The sequence below is a fragment of the Shewanella sp. SM55 genome (genome assembly GCF_025654025.1).
Classification (GTDB): domain Bacteria; phylum Pseudomonadota; class Gammaproteobacteria; order Enterobacterales; family Shewanellaceae; genus Shewanella; species Shewanella oncorhynchi.
The window spans coordinates 1-26467 of record NZ_JAKKRS010000006.1; the positions used below are offsets into that span (position 1 = coordinate 1).

The following is a 26467-nucleotide window of genomic DNA, read 5'->3' on the forward strand; positions in this document are numbered from 1 at the left end:
TTGGTGTGCCACCCTGGCGTTCTAGTTTTAACTGTCTCACCCACTTATCCATAGTGGACTTACCTACGTTCATCGCCTTTGCAGCTTCGATGATGCTATGGTTTTTATCGAGGACTAATTGGGCTGCTTCAAGTTTGAATTCAGCACTAAATGTTTTTCTGGTTGTCGATCTCATGTGTTCACCTAAAGTCATCTACGAGGTAATAATATCACCTCTATTTAGGTGGCCAAAATTAGTGTGCCACTACACTTATCTCTGGTTGCCCTTGAGGATTCGATTGGTGGTTCACTGGATTATTTCATCCTCAGAATGTCAATCACATTCCAAGGTAACATCTCTGTTATAGCTATGGGAGTGGGTTATATCGGGATGTGGTATCTCTCTGAGCAGTTAGATTGGTTGAAGAAAGACGTAAATAATGAACCCTCTGGTCAGGAGATTGGCTATCGACAGAAAAAGCTATATCTCCAAACTTGGATAGGTGGAGCTGCATATCTGTTTACCTACGGTATTACTCTTATACTTTCAGTGCTTAGTTATCACGATGGCAATGTCTTCAAGATTGCCACTTCAGGAGCCGGAGTGACAGGTTTATTACTCTGTTTTCTGACTGGGATTGCCATCTGGCAACTGCGGTTGAGGCTGGAATGGATGGCTGAAGAACAAGAGCAGTTACCAGCCAAACAATCAGATAACAACTCTTTGAGTAACTAATCGACAAGGCCATCAGATTCTATTGATGGCTTTTTTTTGGAGGAAATATGCGTAAATCAAGTATCTTAGCTTTGCTCATTGCCTTTATAGGGACAATATTATCAATACAAGTCTCGGCTTCAATTGATGATGTCGTGAAGCGATATCAACAGATTTATATGTGGGAACAGGTTGCTACATTTTGCAAGGCTAAGGCACCAACTGAGTTACAGGAAGATTGGGAGCTCATTGAGAGTATTTTGAAATATCAGGGGGGGTACTGGGGGGGCGATGCAATCCGTCAACTGCAATATACAGGAAAAACCTTACCGCAAATTAAGGAAATATTTGCTTCTCTTCATAGTAGCAGTGAGGTATTAGCTGAGCATTTAATTAGTAAAGCAGTGTGTGACAGCAGAGATAGAGATATTGTTCATAAAGAGGTTTCAGCAGATCCAACTTATAGGTCTGCTGTCTATATCATAACAGGGCAGTACCCCTAGTATGTAACGTAAGCATTATGATGCCTATGCACCCAACAGATGCTGATGTTTTTTTCTACTTAAATCGATTACGTCTGCCGGCATAATCGGGAATAGAGCAAACGAAGAATTGAGTCATTAGAGTTAACCATGAAAAAATTTCCGGCCATCTACACTGGCAGAAGAATACCTCTATTCCAAGTTTTATGTGAAAAGCCTAATTACCGTGGCAGTCCTCATCTTTGAGTCGCTTTAGGATGCAGCAGTCGCTGACTTGGTGATTATCACAGGAGACTAAGGATGAGAGAGATGTTTCTAGCTTCGCTAACTCCCGTTGAGTTTGACGTATGTGCTCGAGTTGCTCGGCAATGATTTCATCTACCACGGCGCAGGAATGATGAGGATGTTGTTGCACTTCAACCAACCGACGAATGTCACTCAGAGCAATATTTAGTGCTCGACAGCGACGGATAAAAATCAGTGTCTCTACATCATTCTGAGAGTAGTAGCGGTAACCATTTGCCATCCTCTTAGGGGCGGGGAGCAATCCTTCCTGCTCATAAAAGCGAATTGTTTTTACGGGTATTTGTGAAGCTAATGCCAGTTCACTGATTTTCAACTTGACCCTCCAGTTACTGTAACCTTTAGCCTTGCATCGTATCACTTACTCAACATTCAACGCTATAGGATTGACAAATGCATTTCTTATCGCCTTTAGCCCTCGTTATATTAACCATGGGCACCACTGCAACCTATGAAGTACAGGCCAATACAAAAAACAATCTGCACACAGACGTCTCTCAAACTGAAGATGAGACAACTAATCTGCATGAACATGATGATACCCATGAGCCACAGAGTGATGAACACACAGATGAACATGACGAAGGTATGGAGCGTATTTTGGTTCAATCTACTCGTCTTGGAAGGATTGTTGACGACCAGCCAATAAGAATCGAAGTTGTCACTAGTGAAGAAATTGAAGAAAAAGCCGCTATGCGTCCGGGCAATATTTCTATGCTATTGGCTGAAACAGGTGGGGTTAGAGTGCAAACGACGTCTCCAGCTCTTGGTAGTGCTAATGTAAGATTACAGGGCTTATATGGGCGTTATACTCAACTATTAGCTGATGGCTTACCTCTGTACGGGAATCAAGCCTCATCACTCGGTTTACTTCAAATACCTCCTACGGATTTAGGCCAAGTCGAGGTTATTAAGGGCTCTGCTTCATCCCTTTATGGTGGCTCAGCCTTAGGGGGGGTTATTAATTTGGTTTCTAGAAGACCAGGAGATGAATTTGCTGGCGAGACACTTTTAAATCTGACATCTAAAAATGGCCAAGATTTTACTGGTTACGCAGAGTCTCCACTTAGTGAGAACATCAAAGGCTCAATTACCACGGGAGCTCATTATCAAAGTATCGAAGACATAGATGATGATGGTTGGGCAGATCTTCCAGAGTATGAACGTTATACCTTGAGACCAAGATTATTCATCGAGGGTGAAAACGGTGACAATCTTTATCTTACAGCGGGCTATATGACAGAGAACCGTCGAGGTGGGACACTAAACGGGTATACTGTTGCAGACGGCAATCCCTTTGTTGAAACTCAGAACTCTGAGCGGATGGATGGTGGCATAGTCTACAATCGCCCCGTGGCCGATACTTTGACCTTTAGCACCCGAGCTTCCGCCATGGTGCAAGAACACTTCCATGGCTATGGCGTTGATAACGACAATGACAGGCATGGTAATTACCTGATGGAAGCGAGTCTATCTGGATACCTTGATCGTTTGGATTGGGTCATTGGTGCAGCGTATCAATCAGAAACCTACAGTTCAGATAATTATTCTGAATTTGATTATTCCTTCGATGTGCCGGGACTCTTTGCCCTTGTCGACTATAACTTGACCGAAGACTTAATTGCCTCTGTCAGTGCTCGTATGGATGACCATAGCCAGTACGGTAGTGAGCTTAGCCCACGGTTCTCGCTCTTGTATCGAGCTGATGATTTTACTGTACGAGGCTCATATGGCCGAGGTTATTATGCTCCAACCCCATTTGTGGAAGAAATTGAAGCGGCAGGGTTATCAAGACTTGAGCCTCTAGGGGAGCTCAAAGCAGAAACCGCCAAAACAGCTTCACTGGATTTTACTTACCGCTTCGACGATTTAGAGACGAGTTTAACCTTGTTCGGTTCAGATATTAGCAATGTCACCGAACTTGAAGAATTCACTGTGGGAAATAATGAGACTCCTAACCGAGTCCGTTTAGTCAACGCAGAGGGCGAAAGCCGTATTCGCGGTTCTGAAATGCTACTGCGTTACTATCTTGGCGACCTTAAGCTGACGGCGAGTTATCTATATCTTGACGCTACTGAATCCAGTCAAGATAACACAGCACGTCGAGCTATTGCGTTAACGCCTAAGCATTCCGCTGGATTTGTCGCGATGTGGGAACAACACGGAAACTTTAGAGCAGGATTTGAGGCCTATTACACTGGCATTCAACGTCTAAATGACAATCCTTATCTATTCGAATCGGAACCCTACTGGCACTTAGGCCTAATGGGAGAAATGACATTTGGCCGCTACAGTTGGTTCATCAATCTGGAAAACCTGCTGAATATCAAACAGAGCGATACCCATCCGTTGCTGTTGCCTGAAAGGAGTCCAGCAGGACAATGGACTACCGATATCTGGTCTCGAAATGATGGGTTTATTGCTAATGCAGGAGTCAGGATAAAATTTGGATAAACTGTATGCCTAGGTTTGCTTGCTGATATTCGGAGTAAACCTAGGGATGAACTTGTAGTTACTTATATCAAGTCACTACATGCTCAAACTTACAGTACTATTTTTTCGATGGGACTTCTTCACTCAAGATTGTATTGGCTTTCGGGCTTAACCTATGTCCCGACGCGAGTTGAGTTATATACGATATTTAATACTTGATTTCAGGTAACATCAGATGTAGTAATCAGTATTGTTTTTGAAGGAGTCGACTTGAAAAGTCTGCTCCTCTAGTATTTAAAGTGGTACAAAAAGCTGGTACAATCTGAAAAAATCAAGGTGCACAACACTATGATTTTATAGGGTTTGTTAGAGAGGCGTGTGATTCGAGGGTTCGACTCCCTCTCTCGCCAAATTAAAGCAAAGGTAATCAGTATCTTACTGGTTCCCTTTGTTGCATCTGGGCAAAATCGCCGTTTTGTTCTCCTTCCGTGTCCTTGGTAAAACCAAGCATTTCTGACACTCGATTAGCCATTCTTAGTGAGTCCTTAGGTTTTTGCCACATTAGCTATGTTATTCATTGTCATTCTTTTACGCGCTTGAACTAAGGTATAGCCGCCACTTAATACTATGAGTAGGCTTCCCAGAATAGTCAGCAAATCTGGGGATTCTCCAAATATAAATATTCCTAAAGCTAAGGCAAAGAGTAAACGTGTATAACGAAAGGGGCTTACTACCGATACATCTCCAGTGCGCATAGCGATTGTCAGCGCATTATAGGCAACTACACCAAAGACGATTGCTCCAATTATTTGTATTGCTGCGGTAGCACTAAACTGTATTGCTTCATTTTGGTAAATCAGTATCGCTAAGCCTGTAGGAATCAACACAAAAAAACCATATACTCCAAGCTGCATATTAGATAACACGGGAGAGGCTGCGCGTGTTGCTAAATCGCGTCCTGCAAAACCTAAGGTAGCGATAACGGCGAATAAAGATGTGACCTCAAAACCATCAAGTCCTGGACGAATAATCATCAGCACGCCCATAAAACCAATCAATACTGCAAGCCATCTCTTATGACCCACTTGTTCACCGAACAACAATGCCGCGCCAAGCATGGCGATTAAAGGTGTGGCTTGCAAAATAGCGGATGCACTTGAGAGTGGCGTTAACGTGATGGCTAAAGCAAAACAGAATCGGCCGACGATTTCACATAGTGCACGTACTAATATGGGGGTAGACAAGACTGCAGGATGAAGCACAGTTTCACCCTTTCGCCAGGTTAACAGTATAAAAATCAACATTCCACCTAGGCCAAATAGCGCTAAAATGAGGCCGATAGAGGTGGTTTCTGCTGCGGATTTGATCAGCATGTCTTCAATAGAAAATGCTGCCATCGCAGCAACCATAAACAGACTACCTTTTCTATTATTCAAAATAAATTCCCTAAATGCTTAGACGCTATCTCTAGTCAAAAGTTTTGTCATGAGAGTTCTGGTTTCATCAACAAAGGCACAGAAGTTACGATATAGCTTATTAGAATCCAATAGAAACATCATTTTCTGATCACTATAGCAAGCTTTCTCTGCTTATCTGAATAGGGTTCGTAGCTTAAGTTAACAATGATTCTGGCTTAAAAATAAATAGGGATAATAAGCATTAGCAAGAAACGATAATAGATACAGAAATGGTTTTTTTATCTATATCAGATGGCAAGTTAAGCCTCTTTTTACCATAAGGATTATGGTTGGTGTATTGTTTTAATATTATCAACTTGTGCGGCTAGTCTAAGATATTGATGTCAGGTATGTGCTGCTGTTTTTCAGCTTTTATGATGAATAACATTGTTTGAAAGAGGTCTATATTGTTTGAAAGAAGCCTATATTGTGAGGTTAATTTTATATTTAGTAGTCTTAAGTCAATAATGGGAACGATTAAATAATCCATCAGTTTATTTTACACTAAGTGATTTTGTATTGGGGATTTAGTGTTTTTAGGTTTATATCAAATGAAATTGCGTTGAATGGTACTGAAAAGTTAACTAAATAACTTTGGGGAAATGATTAATCGCTTAACTAAAACTGAGCGATTAATCATATTAACGAAAAAGTCTTATTGTTTTAAAAATTAACTTTGGATATTAATCGTTACTTTCTCGATGACGATAGGTTCACGGGGCACGTCTTCGTGGCCAGCGACCGTGGAGGTTTTGACTTTCTCAATCTGCTGGATAATGTCCATTCCCGCCGTAACCTTACCAAATACCGCGTAGCCCCAACCGTTATTGGTGGTGGCAGTATGGTCTAAAAAGTCATTATTGGCTGTGTTGATGAAGAATTGCGCGGTGGCCGAGTGAGGCGCATCGGTGCGAGCCATAGCGATTGTGCCTATGGTGTTACTTAGGCCTTTGTTGGCTTCGTTAACAATAGGCTCGTGGGTCGGTTTTTCCTTCATTTTTGCGGTAAACCCGCCGCCTTGGATCATAAAGCCTTTGATCACTCGGTGAAAAATCGTGTGTTCAAAGAAGCCTTCTTCACAATAGCGGACAAAGTTTTTTGAACTGACAGGCGCATGTTCAAAATCGAGTTCTATAGTGATGTCGCCTAGATTGGTGCTAAATGTAATCATGCTAATATCTTCTATCTTAATGAGTTTTTATATCTAATAAGTCACGACTTGTACTGAGTCATTACTTGGTTTTAGGGCCGCTATTCCACGGATTAAAGGGCGCGCTGCGACCTGTTGTCTCGTTACCGTTGTCAGTCTGAATAGATTGCGGCCGTGTTACATTGGCTTTAACCTCTGGCTTTGATTTCGCGCTGCGATGCTTTTTCGCATGGGCGGTTTCAAAGGAGCCTTCTTTCGCGGGGCGCGAGGATCTGGCCTCAGGTGCCCGAGCTTTAAAGGTTTTTGGCGTAGTATTTTTGGGCACAAAATCGAGAATAGACACAGGCACTTCTTTGTTCGGCACAAAGCCTTCAATTTCTTTACGCACTATGAGGTGACCTAGACGGCGCTCGATAGCACATAGATTCCTAAAATCATCTTTAGAAACAAAGGAAATGGCTTCGCCGCAGGCGCCAGCACGACCGGTTCGGCCGATACGGTGAATATAATCATCGGCTTCATCGGGCAAATCATAATTGACCACACGGGTGAGGGCGTCGATATCGATACCGCGGGAAGCAACGCCAGTCGCGACTAAAAAGCGTAGTTTGCCAGATTTAAAATCCACTAATAATTGCTCGCGTACCGCTTGGCTGCGACCGCTGTGAATGGCTTCGGCGGCAATGCCACGTTTTTCGAGTTGACTAACCAGTTTGGCGGCGCCTTGTTTCGTCTGGATAAAGATCAGTGCCTGTTCCCACGCTTGCTCAGTGATGAGTTTGCTTAACAGTGCCGACTTTTTATCTTTATCGACAGTGATCAACCATTGGTCGATTTGCGGTGCGTTTGCGCTGTCGCGGGCAATTTCAATTTCGACTGGGTTTTCAACCGCTGTTTTCGCTAAAAAGCGCACTTGCTTAGATAAGGTTGCCGAAAACAACAGATTTTGGCGTTCTGTTGGCAGACGTTCGATGATCTTATTGATGTCTTCGATAAATCCCATATCGAGCATTCTATCGGCTTCATCTAGGACTAATACCGAGATTTCATCGAAATGAATCGCTCTTTGGGTGTACATATCGAGCAATCTACCGGGTGTTGCCACCAGAATATCGACGCCTTCAATAAGACGTTGTTTCTGCGGTGCGGAATCCACGCCACCATACATGGCCATAGACGTCAGCGGCAGGTATTTTGCGTACTTGGCAATATTGTCTTCTACCTGAACGGCCAATTCGCGGGTTGGTGTTAAGATTAATGCACGAACGCGTTTAGCACGGATTTTCGGCATCTCGGCGAACATTTGCAGTATAGGCAACACAAAACTGGCGGTTTTACCTGTACCTGTTTGCGCGCCAGCAAGCAGGTTTTTGCCTTTCAAGATCACCGGAATGGCTTTTTCTTGGATCGGAGTAGGTTGTGAATAGCCGAGCTCAGTAATGGCTCTTAAAATCGGATCGCTTAATCCAAGTTTGGAAAATGGCATTGAATGTCTCAGGTAAAGGGTCAGGTCAATAATGTATAAGCAAACTGTTACGCTAAAGCATGAACAGTGGAGCAGGGCGATATTATAGCAGGAGGTGAAACAGAATAGGCGATTATCATTATTTGTGTGTGTTTGGTAAAGAGGGGCTTAAACGTCGAATAGGCGAATGATAGGCGGCAATATATTGAGAACTTACAATTTTGTAACCACACATGTATTCATGGCTAACATAGCTGCAATTATTGGGGCAATATGATTAACTGAGGTAATTTTTGTATGCCTGATAAATCTCAACAAAGGACCCATAATAATGAAAAAAAACGCTATTTCCCTTGCGATAGTGCTATCGCTGGCCAGCCTTGCTGGTTGTCAGTCCCATACGAGCCAAATCGCGCCCGTGGTCGCACCTGAAATTAAAGCCCACTCATTTGAGCAATTTTCAGCATCCTTTATTGATTCATTGTGGGAATTGTCACCGACTTGGGCCTTATACAGTGGCAAGCATGTTAACGATGGTTACCTTGAAATCCCCGATGCAGCAGGTCGAGCAAAGACCTTAGCGTTTGTGAAAGCTCAGCAAGCGCAATTGACTCAGTTCGAGCAAAAGTCGCTAACGCCGAATGAACTGATTGATTACCATCTGATCGACAATTTACTCGGTAGTATGGCATGGGAAATTGACAGTTTTAAATCTTGGCAGTGGGATCCTTCAAGTTACAACGTATCGGGCGGTTTTGCCCAAATCATCAATGAAAATTTCGCTCCATTAGATGACAGATTACGTTCGGTATTAGCGCGTTTAGAAAATGTGCCAGCTTATTATGCTGCTGCGCAGGCGAACATTAGCAAACCAACATTGGAGCACTCTGAGTTAGCAGTGCTGCAGAATCAAGGTGCATTTTCGGTTTTTTCCGATGACTTATTAAAACAGGTCGCCGACTCTGGTCTGACTGATGCGGAAAAAGCGTTATTTAAAACGCGTTTCGATGCAGCAACTGCCGCGATTAACGGCCATATCGCTTGGTTAGACAAATTAGTGGTTCAACTTAAAAAAGATGGAGCACGTAGTTTTAGAATTGGCGAGGCATTATATGAGCAAAAATTTGCCTTTGATATCCAAGCGGGGATGACGGCGAAACAGCTATATCAAAAAGCCGTAGCCGATAAAGAGCGTGTTCAAGGAGAAATGGCTAAAATTACCGATAAGTTATGGCCTAAATATTTTACTATGCCAAAGCCCGCTGACAGTAAGCTCGCCATTCGCCAATTAATCGATAAATTATCGACTCAGCATGTTCAGCGCGATGAATTCGTGAATGAAGTGCGTAAGCAAATTCCAGAGCTGATTGAATTTGTAAATAAGAAAAAACTAGTCACATTAGATCCTAAAAAACCACTCGTTGTCCGTGAAACGCCCGAATATATGCGTGGTTATGCCGGTGCATCAATTAGTGCGCCTGGACCCTATGAGAAGTCAGGTAATACTTATTATAACGTGACGCCGCTCGATGGCATGAGTGATGAGTCTGCCGAGAGTTACTTACGTGAATATAATCACTGGATCCTGCAAATCCTCAATATTCATGAAGCCATCCCAGGGCACTACACTCAACTCGTTTATTCTAATCAATCTCCGAGTTTAGTGAAAAGTTTATTTGGCAATGGCGCTATGGTTGAAGGTTGGGCGGTTTATACCGAGCGTATGATGTTAGAAGAAGGCTATGGAAATTTTGAGCCTGAAATGTGGTTGATGTACTACAAGTGGAATTTACGTGTTATATGTAACACGATTTTGGATTATAGCATTCATGTGAAAGGCATGACCGAAGACCAAGCTATTGCCCTGATGATGAATGAAGCCTTCCAACAGCAAGCTGAAGCCGAAGGAAAGTGGCGCCGTGCGACACTTAGTCAAGTGCAACTGACGAGTTACTATTCAGGTTATCGAGAAATCTATGATTTCCGTGAAGAATACAAAAAATCGCAAGGTAAAGATTTTGACCTTAAAACTTTCCACGAAACATTCTTGAGTTATGGTAGTGCACCAGTGAAATATATTCGCCAATTAATGCAGAGCAAATAAGTTCGCATATTGATATAAATCAGCAGAGCTTAGGCTCTGCTTTTTTATGCCAAATAGCTAGACAGGTATAGTGTGAGCTTAACATAAGTTGGCATTGTTACTTATGAAATGAAATCGTTAACACTGTGCGAATAATGAAAAGCCAAAAATTCTGCCATATAACCGAAAAAGTATATATTTCGTTATATGGCATATGCAGATGTTAATCAAACAATTTCACTGCGTGGTGATAGAGCACAATGGCGATAAACTTACTTCTTAGATTTAGATGATGCCATCAGCGCTAATACTTCATCGTAAGAAATGTTAAATTCTCTAGACAAGTTAATGATTTTTGTTTTGTAGGTTTGAATATTCTCTTGCTGAGCTAATTGATGTTTCTTTTCTTCAACTAACTCATTAACGGTTTCTTGTAATATCAATAATCGACGTAAACTATAGTCGAGAGATTTAATATATTTACCCATTTGTTGCTTGTTACGTGCTTGCTCAAGATCCGTTGAGACTTTCTTATCATATCCATACTCATCAAGAGCTGCGATTGCGCTCTGTAAATCAAGATCAGTTGTCATTTGGTTTTCGCTTTATAACAAAGAGGTGTGGGAACAAATTTATGAAACTTTAAAGAGTGTCATAGGACGTTAACTATCGCAGATTATAATGCTTATGCCAATATACACCAAGCCTTTGCACGTTAAAATGAAATAAAAAATTCCGCTGATTTTTGCTTTGACCTTGTCGGGGTCTACAATAATGAGTAGTCTAAAGTTATAGACTATCATGGAGATTCAAATGCTTGATCTACTACCAGATTTATTCGACCACTATCCGTCTAAATTACAGTTACTTCCCCTTGCATTTAAACCCTTTGGTGGTAAACGGCTCTTCTGGGGCGAGATAGTCACAGTAAAGTGCTTTGAGGATAATTCAAAGGTAAAAGAGATACTTGCACAGGATGGGCATGGAAAAGTGCTCGTTGTCGATGGGGGCGGTTCTCTGCGCCGCGCATTGTTAGGGGATCTCATAGCGCAGAGCGCCTTAGATAATGGTTGGCAAGGGATAGTGATTAATGGTTGTGTTCGCGATGTGGCGAGATTAAATACTTTCAGCTTAGGTGTCTTTGCCTTAGGGGCTATGCCGATAAAAACCGAAAAGTTAGGTCAAGGCCAAATTAATGTGGCTGTCGATATGGGGGGCGTGACGGTTAAGCCTGGTATGATGCTCTATGCTGATGAAAATGGTATTGCAGTAAGTGATGAAATGTTGAACTTTGCATTTTTAAATTAACATTTCTAAATGCATTAGTTGCTATAAATTCAAGTTGTTTTTGATAAGGATATTTATATGAAATTCATTAAGTGGCTCTTAGCCTTAATGGTGACGCTCATTCTTTTAGTTACCGTTTATCTCACCGTCTTTTTCGACCCTAATGATTTTAAACCTGAAATAGTCGATGCCGTAAAAAAACAAACGGGTCGTGAATTAGTCATTACTGACGATTTATCTTGGACATTTTTCCCTGTTATAGGTATTAATTTAGGAGGGGTGTCTTTATCTAACCCTGAAGGCTTTACGCCTAAGGCTATGTTAGAAGTCAAAAAAGCCGTTGCTGAAGTGGCGCTAATGCCGTTGTTTAGTCAGAAAATTGAAATTGCAGAATTGAGTCTCGATGGCGCAACGATCAATTTAGTCACCCGTAAAAATGGCACTAGCAGTTTCGATGGGTTGAGCGGTGATAATAGCCCAAAAACAGCGTCTCCAGCTGCCGCCGAATCCTCATCGAATGCCAAACTTAACGACATTAATATTGGTGGCATTTCTATCACCAATACCCAAATTAATATGATTGACGAAGCTAATAAGCAGACTCAAATCTTTACCTTAAATAGCTTCACCTTAGGTGAGTTCTCCTTAGATAAATTTGCGCCTATCGCCTTTGAATTCAGTGCAACTATGCCGGATATGACGGTAAGTAGCGAAGCTAAAGGTGAACTAAAACTCAGTCGAGACTTTAAACAACTCGTTATCAATGGGCTGAAAATTGACACTGTGGTGGAAGGTGAGAGTATTCCGAACAAGAAACTCGAAACATCTGTCAGCTTAGCAACTCAAATCGCCCTTGATAAACAGCAATTGTCCGTCGATATTGCGCAGCTTACCGCGGCGAGCATTACCGCTGCGGGTAAAGTAGGTGTTAATTATGGTACGAAAATTCCACAAATTAATGCTGATTTTCAAGTTGGCGATATTGATTTAGATACACTGTTACCTAAAACAGAGGCCACCGTCACCGCTGAACAAGCGCCAGCAGCAAACTCTCAGGCAGTTGAGCCTGATCTCTCAGCCCTTAAGCAGCTTGATGTAAAACTCAAGTTGACTGTTAAGTCTATTAAGGTCGCGAATCTGTCGACTCAAAATTGGTTAATGGATGTGGACATTAAAAATGGCGTGTTAGATCTGACGAAATTGAATGCGGATTTATATCAAGGTCAGTTGCTGGTGAGCGCTCAGGTTGATGCTCGTCAAGCGGTGGCAAGTTATCAATTCGATAAAAAAGTGACGGGCGTACAAATTCGTCCTTTGCTGAAAGATGCAGCGGATGTGGATTTACTGGCGGGTACAGCCAACTTTGATGTGAAGGGGAAAGGTAAGAGTTTGATCCCTGAGCAGTTAAAGAAAAACCTGTTAGCGAATGGTCATTTTGATATTAATGACGGTGCTCTGTACGGGGTAAATATTCCACAGATGATCCGCAGCGCACAAGCTAAGTTAAAGGGCGACTTATCGCCAGAAACGAAGGCGGAGCGCAAAACTGACTTCTCGAGCCTGACCGGCAGTTTCTCGTTGGATAATGGCGTTGCCACGAATCCAGATCTTGCCTTGTCTTCGCCTTTACTGCGTTTGGATGGTAAAGGCACTGCGAATTTATTGACTGAAGCCTTGGACTACAGACTAACCGCTAGCCTAGTGAATTCATTGAAGGGTCAGGGCGGTAGCGACAAAGATGCGCTGGCTGGAGTTGATATTCCGTTGGCGATTACAGGCACTTTCCAAAAACCTGAATATGCTTTGGATACTAAAGCCTTACTGAATAATCAGCTTAAGGAAGAAACCGACAAAGCTAAGGAAAAATTAAAAGACTCCTTATTGAAAAAACTAGGCGGTTTTTAATGGTTGCTTCAACGCGTTACGCATTACTTGTTTGCGCGAGTGCTTTTGTCGGCGGGCAACTTGTTGGGTGCTCAGCGCCTGAAGCCGCTGACACGAGTCAGTCAACCAAGGGTGAGACTACAACAGCCGTGGCCGTTCAGCCTGAGATTATTCGCGCTGCCGATCTGGCGCTCGATGTTTCTGGGCTTAAAAGCACTCCGACATTAAAGGCTGAACCTGTGATGGCAGAAAAGGCACAAGGCCTGCTTTGCGGCGAATTAACTTTAGAACCTTTTATCGATTTTAAGCAACCGGTTAAGGCGACATTGACTGTGACAAATCCACAAACCTATGCTGTCGGCCTACGTTATAACTCTGGGATGACGGCGGATTTGTGGTTGGTAACGCAAGAGGGCAAACGTCTGTGGGCTTGGTCGGATGATATGATGTTTACCCAAGCATTACGTGATAGCCAATTGGCGGCAGGGAAAGTGATCACGACTTCATTTAGTATTCCGCCCAAAGCATTTGCAGGAATACCAGCAGACGGTGCTCGCTTAGAAGCGCATTTTGCCGCTAAAGCATTAGAGTCTGATGCCGTTGTTATGGCGCCCGTTGTCTTATTACTGACGATGGAATAACGCCGCCTCTCATAATAGAAAAGCCCGTAATAGAAAAAGGCAGCAATCCGATAGGGTTGCTGCCTTTTTGTTATCTATGGCTCAATTTTACTTAGGATTTATAGCACTAATCCGTTCGAACTATGTGCTAGTTTAGTCCTTACGCACTCAACTTAGTTTCATCAACCACTAATTTGATCACTTGGCCTGGTTGTAAATACTGTGATTGTGCTAGGCTATTCCACTCGAGTAGCTCGGCAACAGTTACGTTAAATTTATTGGCGATACGGGCAAGTGAATCACCGGATTTTACCTTGTAACTGACAGTACGAATTTGTGCGGTTTGCTCAAGCTCCTTTGGTGCTAAGATCACTAACTTCTGACCGTTTTGTAGCTTGCTATTCTTAGCCAATTTGTTCCAAGTGCTGAGTTGTTTCACCGTCACTTTATGGGCTTGGGCTATTTCAGAGAGGGTGTCTCCTGACTTAACATGATAAGCAATTTTTGTTGATTCAACTGCAGCATGTGATTTTTTCGGCAATTGCTGCTTAGTTGACAGGGCATAAAGTTGCTTGTCTTGCGCATCGACAGGAATAATCAAATGCTTGCCTGCGACGATCGTGTTGCTTTTCATGCCGTTGGCGGCGCGAATAGCGGCAACGGTCGTATGGTGCTGCGTAGCAATCTTGCCAATGCTATCGCCAGATTTGATCGTGTAACGTAACCAGCTGATCCTATCTTCGGTTTCTGTTTCAGCGAGCGCCTTTTTAAATTCTTCCGATTTATCAATTGGTAGCACTAAGGTGTGCGGACCAAGTGGCGATGTAGCCCAGCGGTTATAACCTGGGTTGAGTTTTTGTAACTCAAGCGTGGTCATATTGGCAAAACCTGCCGCCATGGCTAAATCAATTTGACTATCAATATCAACCACTTCAATAGTGGGATTGTTGTCGATTGGCGCTAAAGATATGCCATATTCATCAGCGTGTTTAATGACTTCTGCCAGTGCGAGCAGTTGCGGCACATAGCGTTCTGTCTCTCTGGGCAAATCCAATGACCAAAAATCCGTTTTTAAGCCTTTTTTCTCGTTACGTTTGATTGCATTGAGCACCCGTGATTCACCCGAGTTATAGGCAGCAATGGCATAAAGCCAATTGTTATTGGTTTTATCGTAGAGGTATTCCAGCATATCGAGCGCCGCAGTCGTTGATGCGGGGACATCACGACGACCGTCATACCACCAGTTCATTTCTAAACCGAAATGACTGGCCATAGGTGTGGTAAATTGCCACAGACCCGATGCCGCGCCAGTCGATGATGCGGAAGGATCAAAGGCGCTTTCAATTATGGGTAACAAAGCTATCTCAATAGGAAGATGACGCTTTTCAAGTTCTTCTACAATCATGTACATATAAGGTGCAGCACGTTCCGAGATGATCGCCAGATGCTGTGGATTTTTGATGTACCAATCACGGTATTGATTCACCAATTTTTGATCTGGAACCGGTAACTGCATGCCTTGACGAATTCGCTCCCACACATCGGTAATTTGCGCCGATGGAGCCTCGGTTGCGAGGTAATATTCTGGGACTGTATTTTCGGTTGTGACGGCTTCAACTTCTGTTTGGTTAACGCCATGGTTGTCTAATGTTTGACAGCCTGTGAGTAGGGCAAATCCCCCTACAACAACATAAAGTGATACTCTCATTGAAAACGGTAGTCCTCTGTTAGTGCATCGCTTTTCTTTATAGTAACAGTATGTTTTATATGAAGATAAAGACAACGCAGCGCGCAAAGTTTTCACGCAAAACGAGCCATTCTATGGGATCTTTTCGATCTTGTCCCTTAATTATCGTACATAATGTAAGGCCATTTTTGACTTACATCATCAAAAATGAGAAAAACTGTTTGAATTTCAATCTATAATATTGCTTTTGTGATCAAAAATTATCTTTCCACTGTCTGAGTAAGGTAAAACCGCTGAGTTCGTCTAAATTTGCGTGATTTAGACCGCTAAAATGCTGTTTTATGTTATCGACAATTTCAGTGTCGCTGGGGCGTAAAAAGGGATTGATGGCACGCTCTAAAGCGATGGTGGAGGGAATAGTCGCTTTGTCTTGGCGACGTAACTGCATCGCGCGTTCGTTATAGTCTTGGAGCTCGCGATTGTTGGGATTGACCGCGAGGGCAAATTTGAGGTTTGAAAGTGTGTACTCATGGGCACAATAAACCCGAGTGTCGGCGGGAAGCTGGGCAAGTTGCTGTAGTGAGTTGTGCATTTGCGCTGGCGTGCCTTCAAATAAGCGTCCGCAGCCGCCGCTAAACAGGGTGTCACCGCAAAATAAGGCATCTTCAACAACGTAGGCTATATGTCCTGCAGTGTGGCCTGGTACATCTAAGACTTGCAGCTCAGCGCTGAGATACTCCAGTGTGAATTTGGGCTTGGCTTTTGCGTGCAGTGGATGTGTGATGCCTTCGATCTTCTCATTATCTGGGCCATAAACCGTGAGTCGGTCTTGACTGTAGGCTTGAAGTTCAGCGACGCCACCCGTATGGTCATTGTGGTGGTGGGTCAGTAAAATGCCCGCTAGCGTGAGTTGATTGGCCTCTAGATAGTCAATAACCACACTTGCATCGCCGGGATCGACAACATAAACCTGAGTATGGGGCTGTTGTTGTAACACCCAGATATAATTGTCATTAAAGGCTTTGATCGCTGTTATAGTGAGCATAGAACCGCCTATGTCTGTATTTCAATTTGAAGATAAAGGTATTATCCATGAGTGAACGGCCCTTGGCGACCTTTGCCGTTTTTGCCCTGTGGCAGAATGTTGGTCATCTTTGACCCAATTGGATACTTGTCTACCCAACTAACGGAGGAACTCTGTGTCGTATTTTAGTACTGAGCTCAAGCCCGAACAATGGAGTGACCTACCCAATGGTGAGGCACTACAGCAAGCCGTCGCTAAACAGCTTGAAGATTGGTGGCCAAGAGTCTTTGGTTATCATTTATTAAAGTTAGGGCCTTTGAGTGCCGAATTGTCGAGCATGGCGTCGCCAGTCGCCCATCATTTTTCACTCTCGCCATCTAAAGGGGCCTCTATTGAAGGCGATTTTTGCCATTTACCCCTGCAGAATGCGGCGATAGATGCGGTGGTAATGAGTCTATTGCTCGAATTTGAACCCGATCCTTACCGTATTCTTCGCGAAACCGATAGGGTACTCATCGCCGGAGGCTATCTTTTTATCGTCGGTTTTAATCCCTTGAGTCCGGTATTTTTGGGTAAGTTATGGCCTAAATATCAGGATTGTCTTCCTTGGAATGGCCGTTTTTTTATGCCTTCGAGGGTGCGAGATTGGTTAGGTTTATTAGGTTATCAAGTGGTGGGGGATGAGCGTTTGGTCTATCACCCATTAATGGGCGAGTTTACCCAAGGTAGATTTTTTCAACAGAGTTTAGCGTCATGGCTTCCTAGCGCGGGCAGTTTGTATTTGATTGTGGCACGTAAACTCGAGTCGCCACTCACACCTATTCGCGATAAACGTAAGGTGCGGCAGACAAATTGGACCACGGCGCCGACAGCGGGTCGTTCGGGGCATTTATCAGAGCATTCGGAAAACTGACAAGCCATTTCCTTTTTAAGTACAGGTTTTAATATGCGGATCACCTTAAGACAATTGGCGGTATTTGAAGCTGTGGCACGTAGCGGCCAAGTCGCAAAGGCGGCGGAGCAGGTTAATTTATCACCACCTGCCACTTCTATGGCTTTGGCTGAGTTAGAAAAACAGCTCAATGCCCGCCTATTCGAGCGCATTGGTAATCGATTACAGCTGAACTCGCAGGGCAATTTACTGTTGCCACTGGCGACGGATTTATTGCACCGTGTTGAGCAAATTGAGCAGGCATTTACCTACCATGGTGGCGATTTGGTTGGGCGCTTAAGTATCAGTGCCAGTTCGACCATAGGTAACTATCTGATGGCGAAAGCCGCAGTGGCATTTTGTCAGCAGCACACTCAAACCCATGTGGATGTGGCGATCACAAATACTCAAGATGTGATCCAAGCGGTAGCTCAGTTCCGCTCTGAAATGGGCTTTATTGAAGGCCATTGCACTGACAATCGTTTGAGTGTCGAGGCATGGCATAAGGATAGGCTGCTGGTGTTTTGTCATCCGGCGCATCCTCTGGCGGGGAAAGTGGTTAAACCTGCGGCGGTTAAAGGCCTGTCTTGGGTGCTACGTGAGGAAGGATCGGGCACTCGCGAATATTTTGTAAATGCCGCCAATGAGTTGGATATGCAGCCAGAGGCTAAATTCTGCTTTACTACGCCGGATGCGATTAAATTGGCCGTGAAACAAGGTGCTGGGCTTGGGGTGTTATCTGAGTTGGCGCTAGAGAAAGAAATCAGTCGTAAAGAGTTAGCGTTAGTCACGATTGAGGGGCTCGTACTCGAGCGGCAGTTTTATCGCATCACCCATAAGAGCCGTCAGGCGACATCCCTAGGTCAAGCTTTTGTGCTGTTTTGTGAGAATTTTTTCAATATTGCAGGTGTGGAACTAAAATAAGCCGTTTGATAGCAATGGCCCTCGTAAACAGTGAGCTTAAGCGATTTATTTAAAAGGTTAATTTTGACGGTAAGCTTAAACTGTGAGATGAATCGCGAATTAAGTCATCACGCCCAAGTGCTTAACTTAGGCGTGATGGCATCGAACTTACTTTTTCGCACTTAGCGAGTTTACACTGAGTGGTACTGGGTTAAGGCTGATAACCTAAATCGGGTTGGGTTGGTTTAGATTCTGCTGCGGTGCGAGCTAACACATCGCAACGTTCGTTTTCGGCGTGGCCCGCGTGACCTTTAACCCATTGCCAGTCGATAGTGTGCATCTGTGAGGCTTTATCTAATCGTTTCCATAGGTCAACGTTTTTGACTGGGGTACGGTTTGATGTCATCCAACCTTTTTTCTTCCAGCCATGGATCCATGTCATTATGCCTTGGCGCATATATTGGCTGTCGCTGGTGAGCACGACTTGGCAAGGCTCTTTCAAGCTTTCTAACGCTATGATTGGGGCTAACAATTCCATGCGATTATTGGTCGTGAGCGCAAAACCGTCGGACATCTCCTTTGTATGGCCTTTATAATTCATTACAATGCCATAGCCGCCAGGACCGGGATTGCCTAAGCAAGAGCCGTCGGTGAAGATGTGGATCAGTTTTAGTTCAGTCATCAAATTGTTACCATAGCTGGGAATTTCGGCCGAGTATAACTAAAAATTGTCATAAGAAGCGCATAAAAACATGAATATTATCTCTAATGCTAGCCGTCAGGTTATTTTAGATACCGAAACCACAGGTATGAACCAGGGCAGCGGCGCCATCTATTTAGGCCATAGGATCATCGAGATTGGTTGTGTGGAAGTGGTAAACCGTCGTTTGACGGGGCGTTATTACCACCAATATATCAATCCAGGTCAAGCAATTGATCCCGAAGCTATCGCTGTTCACGGTATTACCGATGAGCGCGTGGCTAAAGAGCCGCGTTTCCATCAAATTGCTCAAGAGTTTATCAACTTTATCGACGGCGCTGAAATCGTCGCACATAACGCGAGCTTCGACGTGAACTTCATGGACCATGAGTTTTCACTGCTGCAGCCGCGTGGTCCGAAAACCGCTGATATTTGTCAGATCCTCGATACCTTAGAGATTGCTAAGTTTTTACATCCCGGCCAGAAAAATAATCTCGACGCTCTCTGTAAGCGTTACGGCGTCGATACTTCTCGCCGCGAGTACCACGGCGCATTACTCGATGCCGAGATCCTCGCTGATGTTTATCTGATCATGACTGGCGGACAGACAAAGTTTAATTTGTCTAACGAAGAAGCGGGGCAGGAAGCGGGGGGGATTCAACGTTTTGATCCGCAATCACTTAATCTTAAAGTGATTGGCGCATCGGCCGATGAACTGACAATGCATGAACAACGCCTTGATTTAGTCGCAAAATCAGGTAAATGCCTCTGGAGAGGATAGAAGAATTACTATGCCGATGTCGCGCCATAAACCCATTTTAGCGCTTTGCCTTGTTGTCACTATGCTGTTATTTAGTGTGGCGAGTGTATTGGCCGCTGACCTAGATCCCGCCAAAAAAGTCGTCAAGCCACCAAAGGCTGCACCGATTGTAGGATTGGAGACGGCTTCCGAGCTTAAAAACCGTTTTCGTATTGATCATATGGTCGATAACATGACCTTATTAGTGGAGCGTGAATATGGCTCTGCGCCCGTGGTCATAGTGTTACCCGATGGCAGTAAATGGTATGCCAATCGTCATCCAGAAACCGTTAAGTGGGTTGATGGTATAACGGGCGATATTATTTACATTGAGTCACCACAGCCCGGACCTTGGCAGTTGGTGGGCAAGGTTGTCTCAGGTTCAACCCTTAAGAAGCTCTCTAAACTCGAAATCGAAGTCCAGACTTTACCACAGCCAATCTTCCAAGGTGAACAAGTTAAAATTGTCGCGCAGTTAATGGGTGACGAGCAGCGTGTGCGTATGCCTGGGTTAGATTATTTAGTCGAATGGACTGCACATTTTGTGAGTAAACATAAGGCGGGCGATGAAAACTTTGCCGCGGGTGATATTATTGTTGGTTCTTATAAAGACAATGGTGAAGATTACGATGAAAAACCTGACGATGGTGTATTTACCAGCAATATCAATATAAAGCAGCCTTGGGGTGATTATGAGTTTGTCGTGCAGGCACGTAATAATGTGTTTGAACGGCAGGTTTCATTCCCGTTTAAATTGTCACCTCGGCCAATTAATCTAGAAGTTATTACCCCTGACGATCCGCTAACAGGGCAATGGAAAGTCATGTTACACGTGGATAAGACAGTGTTGCAGCTGGCTGAGACGCATTTTTCCTTTGAGTTAGTCGGCCCTGCTGGCTTGCAACTGCCTTTGGTTGTAAATGGTCTCACTGAGCCTGACTCTGAATTAGATTTACCTACAGTGACAGAGTTTGGTAGTTATCGAATTAAAGGTTTTGTGGCTACGACGACTGTCACTGGTCGTGAAATCGTGCTGGATTTACCTGAGCTTTTCTTTAACTTAATTGAACCACCAGAACCACCACCAAGTGCCGAAGAGTTGGCTGCTGTTGCTGCACAAAAAGCGGCAGAGGAAGAAGAGCTTGCGAAGAAAGATGCAATGTTCTGGATCATTACAGTCAACGCTATCTTATTAGTCTTAGGCGTGGTGGGATTAATTGTGTGGCGTAAGCGCCAAAGTTTGGCGCAGGCCTTAGCTGCCGCGGAGTTACGTTTATTGAATGAAGCATCTGCAAATTTACCCGCAGCGCCTTCATTAGATGAAATCGATCTCACTATGCCAGATGAGGCAGATAAAGACCGTTAGCCAAGCGTTGCTTAATATGTTTGATTTATGACTTTGAACTGGAACGTTGCAGCGATATTTGGGATATAAATCAAGGTCTGCAATTGATTTGGCTTTTTTTTAATCAAATGATAAATCTAAGTAAAAAAACGGTTGACGCCTGCAGGGCTCAACCGTATTATTCTTCGCATCTAAAGCAGAGCCTTGATAAGTGTGTTGAATTATCGTTCTGTTTTAATATCAGCGGCCTGTCACGCTGGGGTTAGTGGGTTAGATACCCGTCAAATATTTGGATATGGAAGAATTTGGAGCGGTAGTTCAGTTGGTTAGAATACCGGCCTGTCACGCCGGGGGTCGCGGGTTCGAGTCCCGTCCGCTCCGCCAACTTTCATGAAGCCCATGCTATTAATTAGCACGGTCTTTTTGATTTTACTCCGTTTGCAATCTCATTCCTCCCTTCGTGACCGTGACCAACTCGTGACACTTTAGTGACCTAATGCTTATTTTGACCGAGAGTCAATTTCTAGCGTTTTGTACAACTGATAAAGCTGTTCTAAGCCTGGCTTGCAGGCATCCACTATGTCCTCATCTCCTTTAATACCAATTCTATTAATACCAATTCCATTAACTAACTGGTCAACATTGTCCACGGTCTAGTACACAATTCTATCACTCTTGCTTTCTTCTCAATGAAGATATTCCATGCGATGGAACACTTGTCGTCATAGCTAATAAAACAAAGATTGGCCAACACATTTTGACGCAGCCATTGCCATACCTGCTCTATTGGATTCAACTCCGGTGAATAAGGTGGCAACTTGAGAAGCGTCAGATTATCAAAGTCATCGGCCAAATCCTGTTGATGCCAGCCTGCGCCGTCCATGATGACCAGTGCATGCCGTCCAAATTCTGTTGCGGCCGAGATCAATTTTAAGTGTTCATGCATATAATCGCTGTTGGCAAACGGGGCGAGAATGGCTTCCGTGGCGCCTGTTGCCGGACACACGGCGCCATATAGATACGCTGATTCAAATTGTTGTTGCTTTACGGCCCGTGGACGGGTCCCTTTCTCAGCCCAAATACGGGTGGTGGTATTCTGTTGGCCAAAGCGGGCTTCATCTTGAAACCAAACGTCAATGCGATCGAGTGCAACGTGTCCAGGTGTGTTAAGGATCGTTGCCATCCGGAAGTTTTTTAAAAGCCTCTTATATAGCCTCAGATTGTTTCGGGTGGCGAGAGCGAGTGGTAATCCATGAGAAGCCAAGTTGATGCAGCAAGCGGTAGATATTTGCTTGCTTGAACGTCACACCAAATTCAGACTGAATAAATAGGCCGACATCCTTGGCCATCAACCTGCCACCTTGTTCAGATAGACTTCTGTGTTGTACGAACGCTTTAAGCTTAGCTTGCTGTGCGATGGACAGTGTCGCAGGACGGCCCGGATTGGGCGCATCGTCAAGGCCAGTCAGCCCATGGGTTAAATAGGCGGTGACCCAGCGATTGACACTGGTTCTACTGACCTTAAGCATGCTTGCGATGGCGGTACGAGAATGACCTTCAGTGAAATGGAGTAAGGCAAGATAGCGCATACGTTTGCGTGCACTTTTCTCCGATTTTACTAAGGCTGCGATGTGGGGATGATTCATATTTTGTATGATTAAAAACTGATGACCAATTAGATCACATAATTAATATAATTGGTATTATTCTGCATCATTAAGAAGGGGTTCAGCTATGCCAGAATCCTTCCTAGATGGTGCTAATGTTGAATGTATAAGTAGCGATTAGTTGCTGGAAAAGTGTCAAAGCTTAATGTTTCATATTTTTTATATCAAATAAAAGTAGTATGCTCGGCTGTCTTTTGGTCGTTATAAGGAACGTAATACGATGAGAATTATTACTCCCCACTTTAAGGCTTCTGGGCTCCATTTTGCGTCAGCTTACCATTGGGAAATGATTAACGCTGCATTCAGCTTCGGAGCATTTCCTCCTATTACGCAGTTAATCGATCGTTAAGTTGAGCTTTTTTCACTTACAAAAAAAGAAGTTCGCAAACTTATAAAAAACTTCAAATCATTTTAAAACTATAACATCGCTTATCTATACAGATACGGTTAGTTGGATGATCGTTAATTGAATTTGCGCTGATATCTTGAAGGGCAATATTCGTAACAATATGTGTAGAATATTACGGGGGACATCCACGATTCAGCTGACAATATGATGATATGATGTCTTAATATCAATTAATTAGTCATAGATGTGAAATAATCAGTCCCCGAAGCCATTGTGAGAGGATTTACAGTTTTTAGAGCTCAGATAATGAGCTGCTATAGATAGAGTTCTTCCAAGGAAAAATTACCTTAGTAAGTACTATTTTTATGCCAAACCTTATTAAAATTGAAGCGAGAACTACATATGGCTTTGACTGATTTTGTCGTGAATACTCCTCGACCGTTACCAGTTATTCTTCTGTGTGATACTTCCGGCAGTATGTCGGTAGATGGCAAGATCGAAGCATTGAATGAGGCGGTCAAGCAGATGATTGCAACATTTGCAGCAGAAAGCCGAATTCGTGCTGAAATCCAAGTTAGCCTCATCACCTTTGGACAAGGCGTTAATGAACATCTTCCACTGACTGCGGCAAAGGACATAACTGATGTCGTTCCGATGACGGCTGCTGGAATGACGCCTCTCGGAGCTGCACTTAATCGAACCCGTATTTTGCTTGAGGATAAGGAGATTATTCCTTCCCGAGCCTATCGCCCGGTTATCGTCTTGGTGTCTGACGGTTACGCAACAGACGCTTGGGAAGCGCCATTAGAAGCACTGAATGGCTCAGAGCGTGCCAGTAAGGCGTCCCGCATAGCGATGGCAATCGGCCAGGATGCAGATCGGATTATGCTGGAGGATTTTATTGATGATCCCGAAGCACCACTGTTTGAGGCGCAACATGCTAGAGATATCCACAAGTTTTTCCGCGCTGTAACCATGAGCGTGACCACCCGGACACGCAGCGCCAATCCTGAGCTGTCAGCACCAATCCAGATCCAGGCAATGCCCGAGGATGACGAAGAACTTGATTTTTGATGGCAACAATTCAGCTCTTTGGAGCCTCTGTCAGAGGGCTTGCACATATTCAGGATAATCTGAAAAATCAGGATGCCTTGTTGCTGAGAAGGCTAGGTAAACTTGGCTGTCTGGTAGTTGTGAGCGATGGTATGGGGTCAAGACCATATGCAGACGTAGGGGCCCGATATGCCTGTAAAGCTGTTCAAGCGGCAATAATAAAATTGGGTAATTCGGGATTCAACCCCAGGGTGTTGATTCCGGAAATCCATCGCCAATGGGTTCATCGGGTGCAACCACTTCGTACGCAGGATGCGGTCACAACCTGCTTGTTTGCCTGGGTACTGCCTGATGGTCGTGCTTTAGTCGCACAACTCGGTGATGGGCTCATTTATGGTCGGCTTAATAGCGGCTATTGGCAGCTTTTTCAAATTGACAAGGCATTTGGCAACGCAACGACAGGATTAGGTATCGCCAAAAAATTATCCGATTGGCGATGGCTTGTTTTTGAAGAGGCAACGGATAGCGTTGAAATTTCAATAATGACAGACGGGATAAGTGACGATCTCTTGCCCGAAAGTTATTCCGACTTTGCCGCAGAGATTCGTAAAGTCTTGAGGCCTAAAAGCGCAAAAAATGCCAAAAAGTGGATAACTCATCAACTGAATAATTGGCCTGTACCTATGCATGGCGACGATAAAACTTTTGCGGCAATCTATTTAGGAAGAGGATATGACTGAGCCTAAAAACAATCAAAATACCGTTGCAAAAGACGAGAAGGGCGGTGAATGGAAGCTAACCCGTAAGGTTGGGGAGGGAGGTCAGGGCGAAGTGTTCGGTACCGATATCTCTGGCTATCTGGCAAAACTCGTCAATTTCGAGGATGACAACAAGCTCACAAGCTGGTCGAAACGGATTCGCTGGGTAATGAGGCAGGATCTGGATGGTCTCCACTTAGCAAGGCCGATTGTCATTCTGACAGAACCAAAGCCGGGTTACATCATGGAGATGATGGATGAACTGCTTCCCTTACGTAAGATCCTCGATGACTCCTACGAAGCGTTACTTGTAGCGCAAGATTTCAGCGTTTTCAAAGCAACTGGTGGTCTGTTGCGTCTTTACCAGTTGTTGGGAAAGCTAGCACGTCAATTGGCTGAACTTCATGGCCGTGGTATCGCCTATGGTGACTTGTCGCCAGATAACGTGTTTGTCTCCGGTGACCCCAATTTTTGTGAAGTGTGGCTGATTGACTGCGACAATCTGGTGACAAATGGTGTTATCGATAACCAAGCTGTCTATACGCCTGACTACGGCGCACCGGAATTGGTCAGAAGTGAGGCGGGGATTAGTTCATTAACTGACTCGTGGAGTTTTGCGGTGATTGCCTTCCAACTATTGACTTTCATGCACCCACTTAAAGGTGAGATGGTGACAGAGGGCGATGAAGCCATAGAGGAAAAAGCACTTCGGGGTGAATTGCCGTGGATTGAGAATCAGATGGACGACTCCAATGCAGCAGCACCAGGAAAACGCGGATTGTTCACCGTAGCTATGACGAAAAAGCTTAAGAGTCTTTTCCAGCAGTGCTTCACTGAGGGTATTAATGACCCCATACAGCGCCCTTCAATGATGGAGTGGGCCGAAGCATTTGAGCAAGCGAGTATGGCTACTCTCAATTGCAAGAACGAAGTGTGTGGGCAAAGCTTTATCTACAATCGAGCTCATCAATGTCCGTTCTGCGATGGTGTCATCAATCCGAGCGCTTTTTTGCTGTTAAAGCATTACTACTACACACCTGAATTTGAAGCTGATGACAGTGAACAGCAGGGTAATGGCTGGATCAATTCACACAGCGGCATCGTTATAACTGCTGATAAACCTGTTTCACTAAAAAAACTGGATCCGGCCAGCGCGCTTTACCATAACTCTGCCCCCCTGTGCCAACTTGAGCTAACCAACAATGGGCTTTACATAATCCCTGCTGAGGGTCAGCTACTCCATCTGCAGAGAACCTCGGACAGCAAGACTAGCTCGATCCACAAGCGCCAACTTCTGAAAGCAGAGAGTCGCTCCAACACCAAATTTGCCCTGCATCTGGAAGATATGTCTGCCACTCACCCTGTATGGATTTTTAACTGGTAAATCATAGAT

General features: G+C 44.1%; 24 protein-coding genes and 1 tRNA gene. 15 read left to right on the top strand and 10 right to left on the bottom strand.

Annotated features, from left to right (window positions below; translation table 11 throughout):
- Window positions 1-175 (bottom strand): transposase (locus tag L5L91_RS09425; protein WP_263148818.1); only part of this gene is annotated, 175 nt, incomplete at its 3' end.
- 63 nt (window positions 176-238) lie between these two features.
- Here L5L91_RS09425 and L5L91_RS09430 point away from each other — a divergent pair.
- A complete protein-coding gene (locus L5L91_RS09430; protein WP_263236203.1) occupies window positions 239-715 on the top strand; it encodes a hypothetical protein in 477 nt (158 codons plus the stop codon).
- Between the two features lie 47 nt (window positions 716-762).
- Entirely contained in the window at window positions 763-1197 is a 435-nt protein-coding gene (locus tag L5L91_RS09435) for a hypothetical protein (protein WP_263236205.1), read from the top strand.
- 196 nt (window positions 1198-1393) lie between these two features.
- Here the strand turns inward: L5L91_RS09435 and L5L91_RS09440 are convergent, their stop codons facing one another.
- Window positions 1394-1795 carry a Cd(II)/Pb(II)-responsive transcriptional regulator gene (locus L5L91_RS09440; RefSeq protein ID WP_173245177.1) on the bottom strand — a complete coding sequence of 134 codons (402 nt, stop codon included), beginning with the start codon at window positions 1793-1795 and terminating at the stop codon, window positions 1394-1396.
- A gap of 77 nt (window positions 1796-1872) precedes the next feature.
- Between L5L91_RS09440 and L5L91_RS09445 the strand changes: the two genes are divergently transcribed.
- A complete protein-coding gene (locus L5L91_RS09445; RefSeq protein WP_173245174.1) occupies window positions 1873-3933 on the top strand; it encodes a TonB-dependent receptor plug domain-containing protein in 2061 nt (686 codons plus the stop codon).
- Between the two features lie 524 nt (window positions 3934-4457).
- On the opposite strand, the gene L5L91_RS09450 is transcribed toward L5L91_RS09445, so the two are convergent.
- The 3 genes from L5L91_RS09450 to L5L91_RS09460 all read right to left on the bottom strand — a co-directional run bounded on the left by L5L91_RS09450 (window position 4458) and on the right by L5L91_RS09460 (window position 8005).
- On the bottom strand, window positions 4458-5348 hold the full coding sequence (locus L5L91_RS09450; RefSeq protein WP_263161000.1) for a DMT family transporter: 891 nt from the start codon (window positions 5346-5348) through the stop codon (window positions 4458-4460).
- A 691-nt stretch (window positions 5349-6039) separates the two neighbouring features.
- Window positions 6040-6540, bottom strand: a complete 501-nt coding sequence (locus L5L91_RS09455) for a peptidylprolyl isomerase (protein ID WP_263138382.1) — start codon at window positions 6538-6540, stop codon at window positions 6040-6042.
- A gap of 61 nt (window positions 6541-6601) precedes the next feature.
- Complete coding sequence (locus tag L5L91_RS09460) at window positions 6602-8005, bottom strand: DEAD/DEAH box helicase (protein WP_105252329.1); 1404 nt, start codon at window positions 8003-8005, stop codon at window positions 6602-6604.
- Between the two features lie 310 nt (window positions 8006-8315).
- Between L5L91_RS09460 and L5L91_RS09465 the strand changes: the two genes are divergently transcribed.
- Complete coding sequence (locus L5L91_RS09465) at window positions 8316-10088, top strand: DUF885 domain-containing protein (protein ID WP_263161001.1); 1773 nt, start codon at window positions 8316-8318, stop codon at window positions 10086-10088.
- A gap of 251 nt (window positions 10089-10339) precedes the next feature.
- Here the strand turns inward: L5L91_RS09465 and L5L91_RS09470 are convergent, their stop codons facing one another.
- Entirely contained in the window at window positions 10340-10660 is a 321-nt protein-coding gene (locus tag L5L91_RS09470) for a hypothetical protein (RefSeq protein ID WP_028760093.1), read from the bottom strand.
- 220 nt (window positions 10661-10880) lie between these two features.
- Between L5L91_RS09470 and L5L91_RS09475 the strand changes: the two genes are divergently transcribed.
- The 3 genes from L5L91_RS09475 to L5L91_RS09485 are packed head-to-tail and all read left to right on the top strand — an operon-like array spanning window position 10881 to window position 13879.
- Entirely contained in the window at window positions 10881-11375 is a 495-nt protein-coding gene (locus L5L91_RS09475) for a putative 4-hydroxy-4-methyl-2-oxoglutarate aldolase (protein ID WP_028760092.1), read from the top strand.
- A 57-nt stretch (window positions 11376-11432) separates the two neighbouring features.
- On the top strand, window positions 11433-13259 hold the full coding sequence (locus L5L91_RS09480) for an AsmA family protein (RefSeq protein ID WP_263236208.1): 1827 nt from the start codon (window positions 11433-11435) through the stop codon (window positions 13257-13259).
- Window positions 13259-13879 (top strand): BsuPI-related putative proteinase inhibitor, encoded by a 621-nt coding sequence (locus L5L91_RS09485; RefSeq protein WP_263236210.1) that lies wholly within the window; start codon window positions 13259-13261, stop codon window positions 13877-13879. The genes L5L91_RS09480 and L5L91_RS09485 overlap by 1 nt, the downstream gene beginning before the upstream one ends.
- 139 nt (window positions 13880-14018) lie before the next feature.
- Here L5L91_RS09485 and L5L91_RS09490 read toward each other — a convergent pair whose 3' ends face one another.
- Window positions 14019-15566, bottom strand: coding sequence for a LysM peptidoglycan-binding domain-containing protein (locus tag L5L91_RS09490; protein ID WP_263236212.1), 1548 nt, complete (start codon window positions 15564-15566; stop codon window positions 14019-14021).
- A gap of 232 nt (window positions 15567-15798) precedes the next feature.
- Window positions 15799-16590 carry a hydroxyacylglutathione hydrolase gene (gene gloB / locus L5L91_RS09495; protein WP_263236215.1) on the bottom strand — a complete coding sequence of 264 codons (792 nt, stop codon included), beginning with the start codon at window positions 16588-16590 and terminating at the stop codon, window positions 15799-15801.
- Window positions 16591-16744: 154 nt separating this feature from the next.
- Here gloB and L5L91_RS09500 point away from each other — a divergent pair, with 154 nt between their 5' ends.
- Both L5L91_RS09500 and L5L91_RS09505 read left to right on the top strand, forming a co-directional pair.
- Entirely contained in the window at window positions 16745-17482 is a 738-nt protein-coding gene (locus L5L91_RS09500) for a class I SAM-dependent methyltransferase (RefSeq protein WP_219233661.1), read from the top strand.
- A gap of 33 nt (window positions 17483-17515) precedes the next feature.
- The gene (locus L5L91_RS09505; RefSeq protein ID WP_105252337.1) at window positions 17516-18424 is read left to right on the top strand and encodes a LysR substrate-binding domain-containing protein; all 909 of its coding nucleotides are present in this window, start codon (window positions 17516-17518) and stop codon (window positions 18422-18424) included.
- 190 nt (window positions 18425-18614) lie between these two features.
- On the opposite strand, the gene rnhA is transcribed toward L5L91_RS09505, so the two are convergent.
- Entirely contained in the window at window positions 18615-19085 is a 471-nt protein-coding gene (rnhA, locus tag L5L91_RS09510; RefSeq protein WP_006081489.1) for a ribonuclease HI, read from the bottom strand.
- 70 nt (window positions 19086-19155) lie between these two features.
- Between rnhA and dnaQ the strand changes: the two genes are divergently transcribed.
- From dnaQ to L5L91_RS09525, 3 genes are all read left to right on the top strand, one after another.
- Complete coding sequence (dnaQ, locus tag L5L91_RS09515) at window positions 19156-19884, top strand: DNA polymerase III subunit epsilon (RefSeq protein WP_173245144.1); 729 nt, start codon at window positions 19156-19158, stop codon at window positions 19882-19884.
- A gap of 10 nt (window positions 19885-19894) precedes the next feature.
- On the top strand, window positions 19895-21268 hold the full coding sequence (locus L5L91_RS09520) for a TIGR03503 family protein (protein ID WP_173245141.1): 1374 nt from the start codon (window positions 19895-19897) through the stop codon (window positions 21266-21268).
- Between the two features lie 286 nt (window positions 21269-21554).
- Window positions 21555-21631, top strand: a tRNA-Asp gene (locus L5L91_RS09525).
- A 244-nt stretch (window positions 21632-21875) separates the two neighbouring features.
- On the opposite strand, the gene L5L91_RS09530 is transcribed toward L5L91_RS09525, so the two are convergent.
- Window positions 21876-22893 (bottom strand): IS630 family transposase gene (locus L5L91_RS09530; protein WP_411569326.1). Its coding sequence is split into 2 segments (ribosomal slippage): window positions 21876-22454 and window positions 22456-22893, totalling 1017 coding nucleotides; the frame shifts between segments, so codons are not numbered across the junction.
- A gap of 772 nt (window positions 22894-23665) precedes the next feature.
- Between L5L91_RS09530 and L5L91_RS09535 the strand changes: the two genes are divergently transcribed.
- The 3 genes from L5L91_RS09535 to L5L91_RS09545 are packed head-to-tail and all read left to right on the top strand — an operon-like array spanning window position 23666 to window position 26458.
- The gene (locus L5L91_RS09535; protein WP_263236221.1) at window positions 23666-24337 is read left to right on the top strand and encodes a vWA domain-containing protein; all 672 of its coding nucleotides are present in this window, start codon (window positions 23666-23668) and stop codon (window positions 24335-24337) included.
- Complete coding sequence (locus L5L91_RS09540) at window positions 24337-25056, top strand: PP2C family serine/threonine-protein phosphatase (RefSeq protein ID WP_263236223.1); 720 nt, start codon at window positions 24337-24339, stop codon at window positions 25054-25056. The genes L5L91_RS09535 and L5L91_RS09540 overlap by 1 nt, the downstream gene beginning before the upstream one ends.
- The gene (locus L5L91_RS09545) at window positions 25049-26458 is read left to right on the top strand and encodes a serine/threonine protein kinase (RefSeq protein WP_263236225.1); all 1410 of its coding nucleotides are present in this window, start codon (window positions 25049-25051) and stop codon (window positions 26456-26458) included. The genes L5L91_RS09540 and L5L91_RS09545 overlap by 8 nt, the downstream gene beginning before the upstream one ends.
- The last annotated feature ends 9 nt before the right edge of the window (window positions 26459-26467 follow it).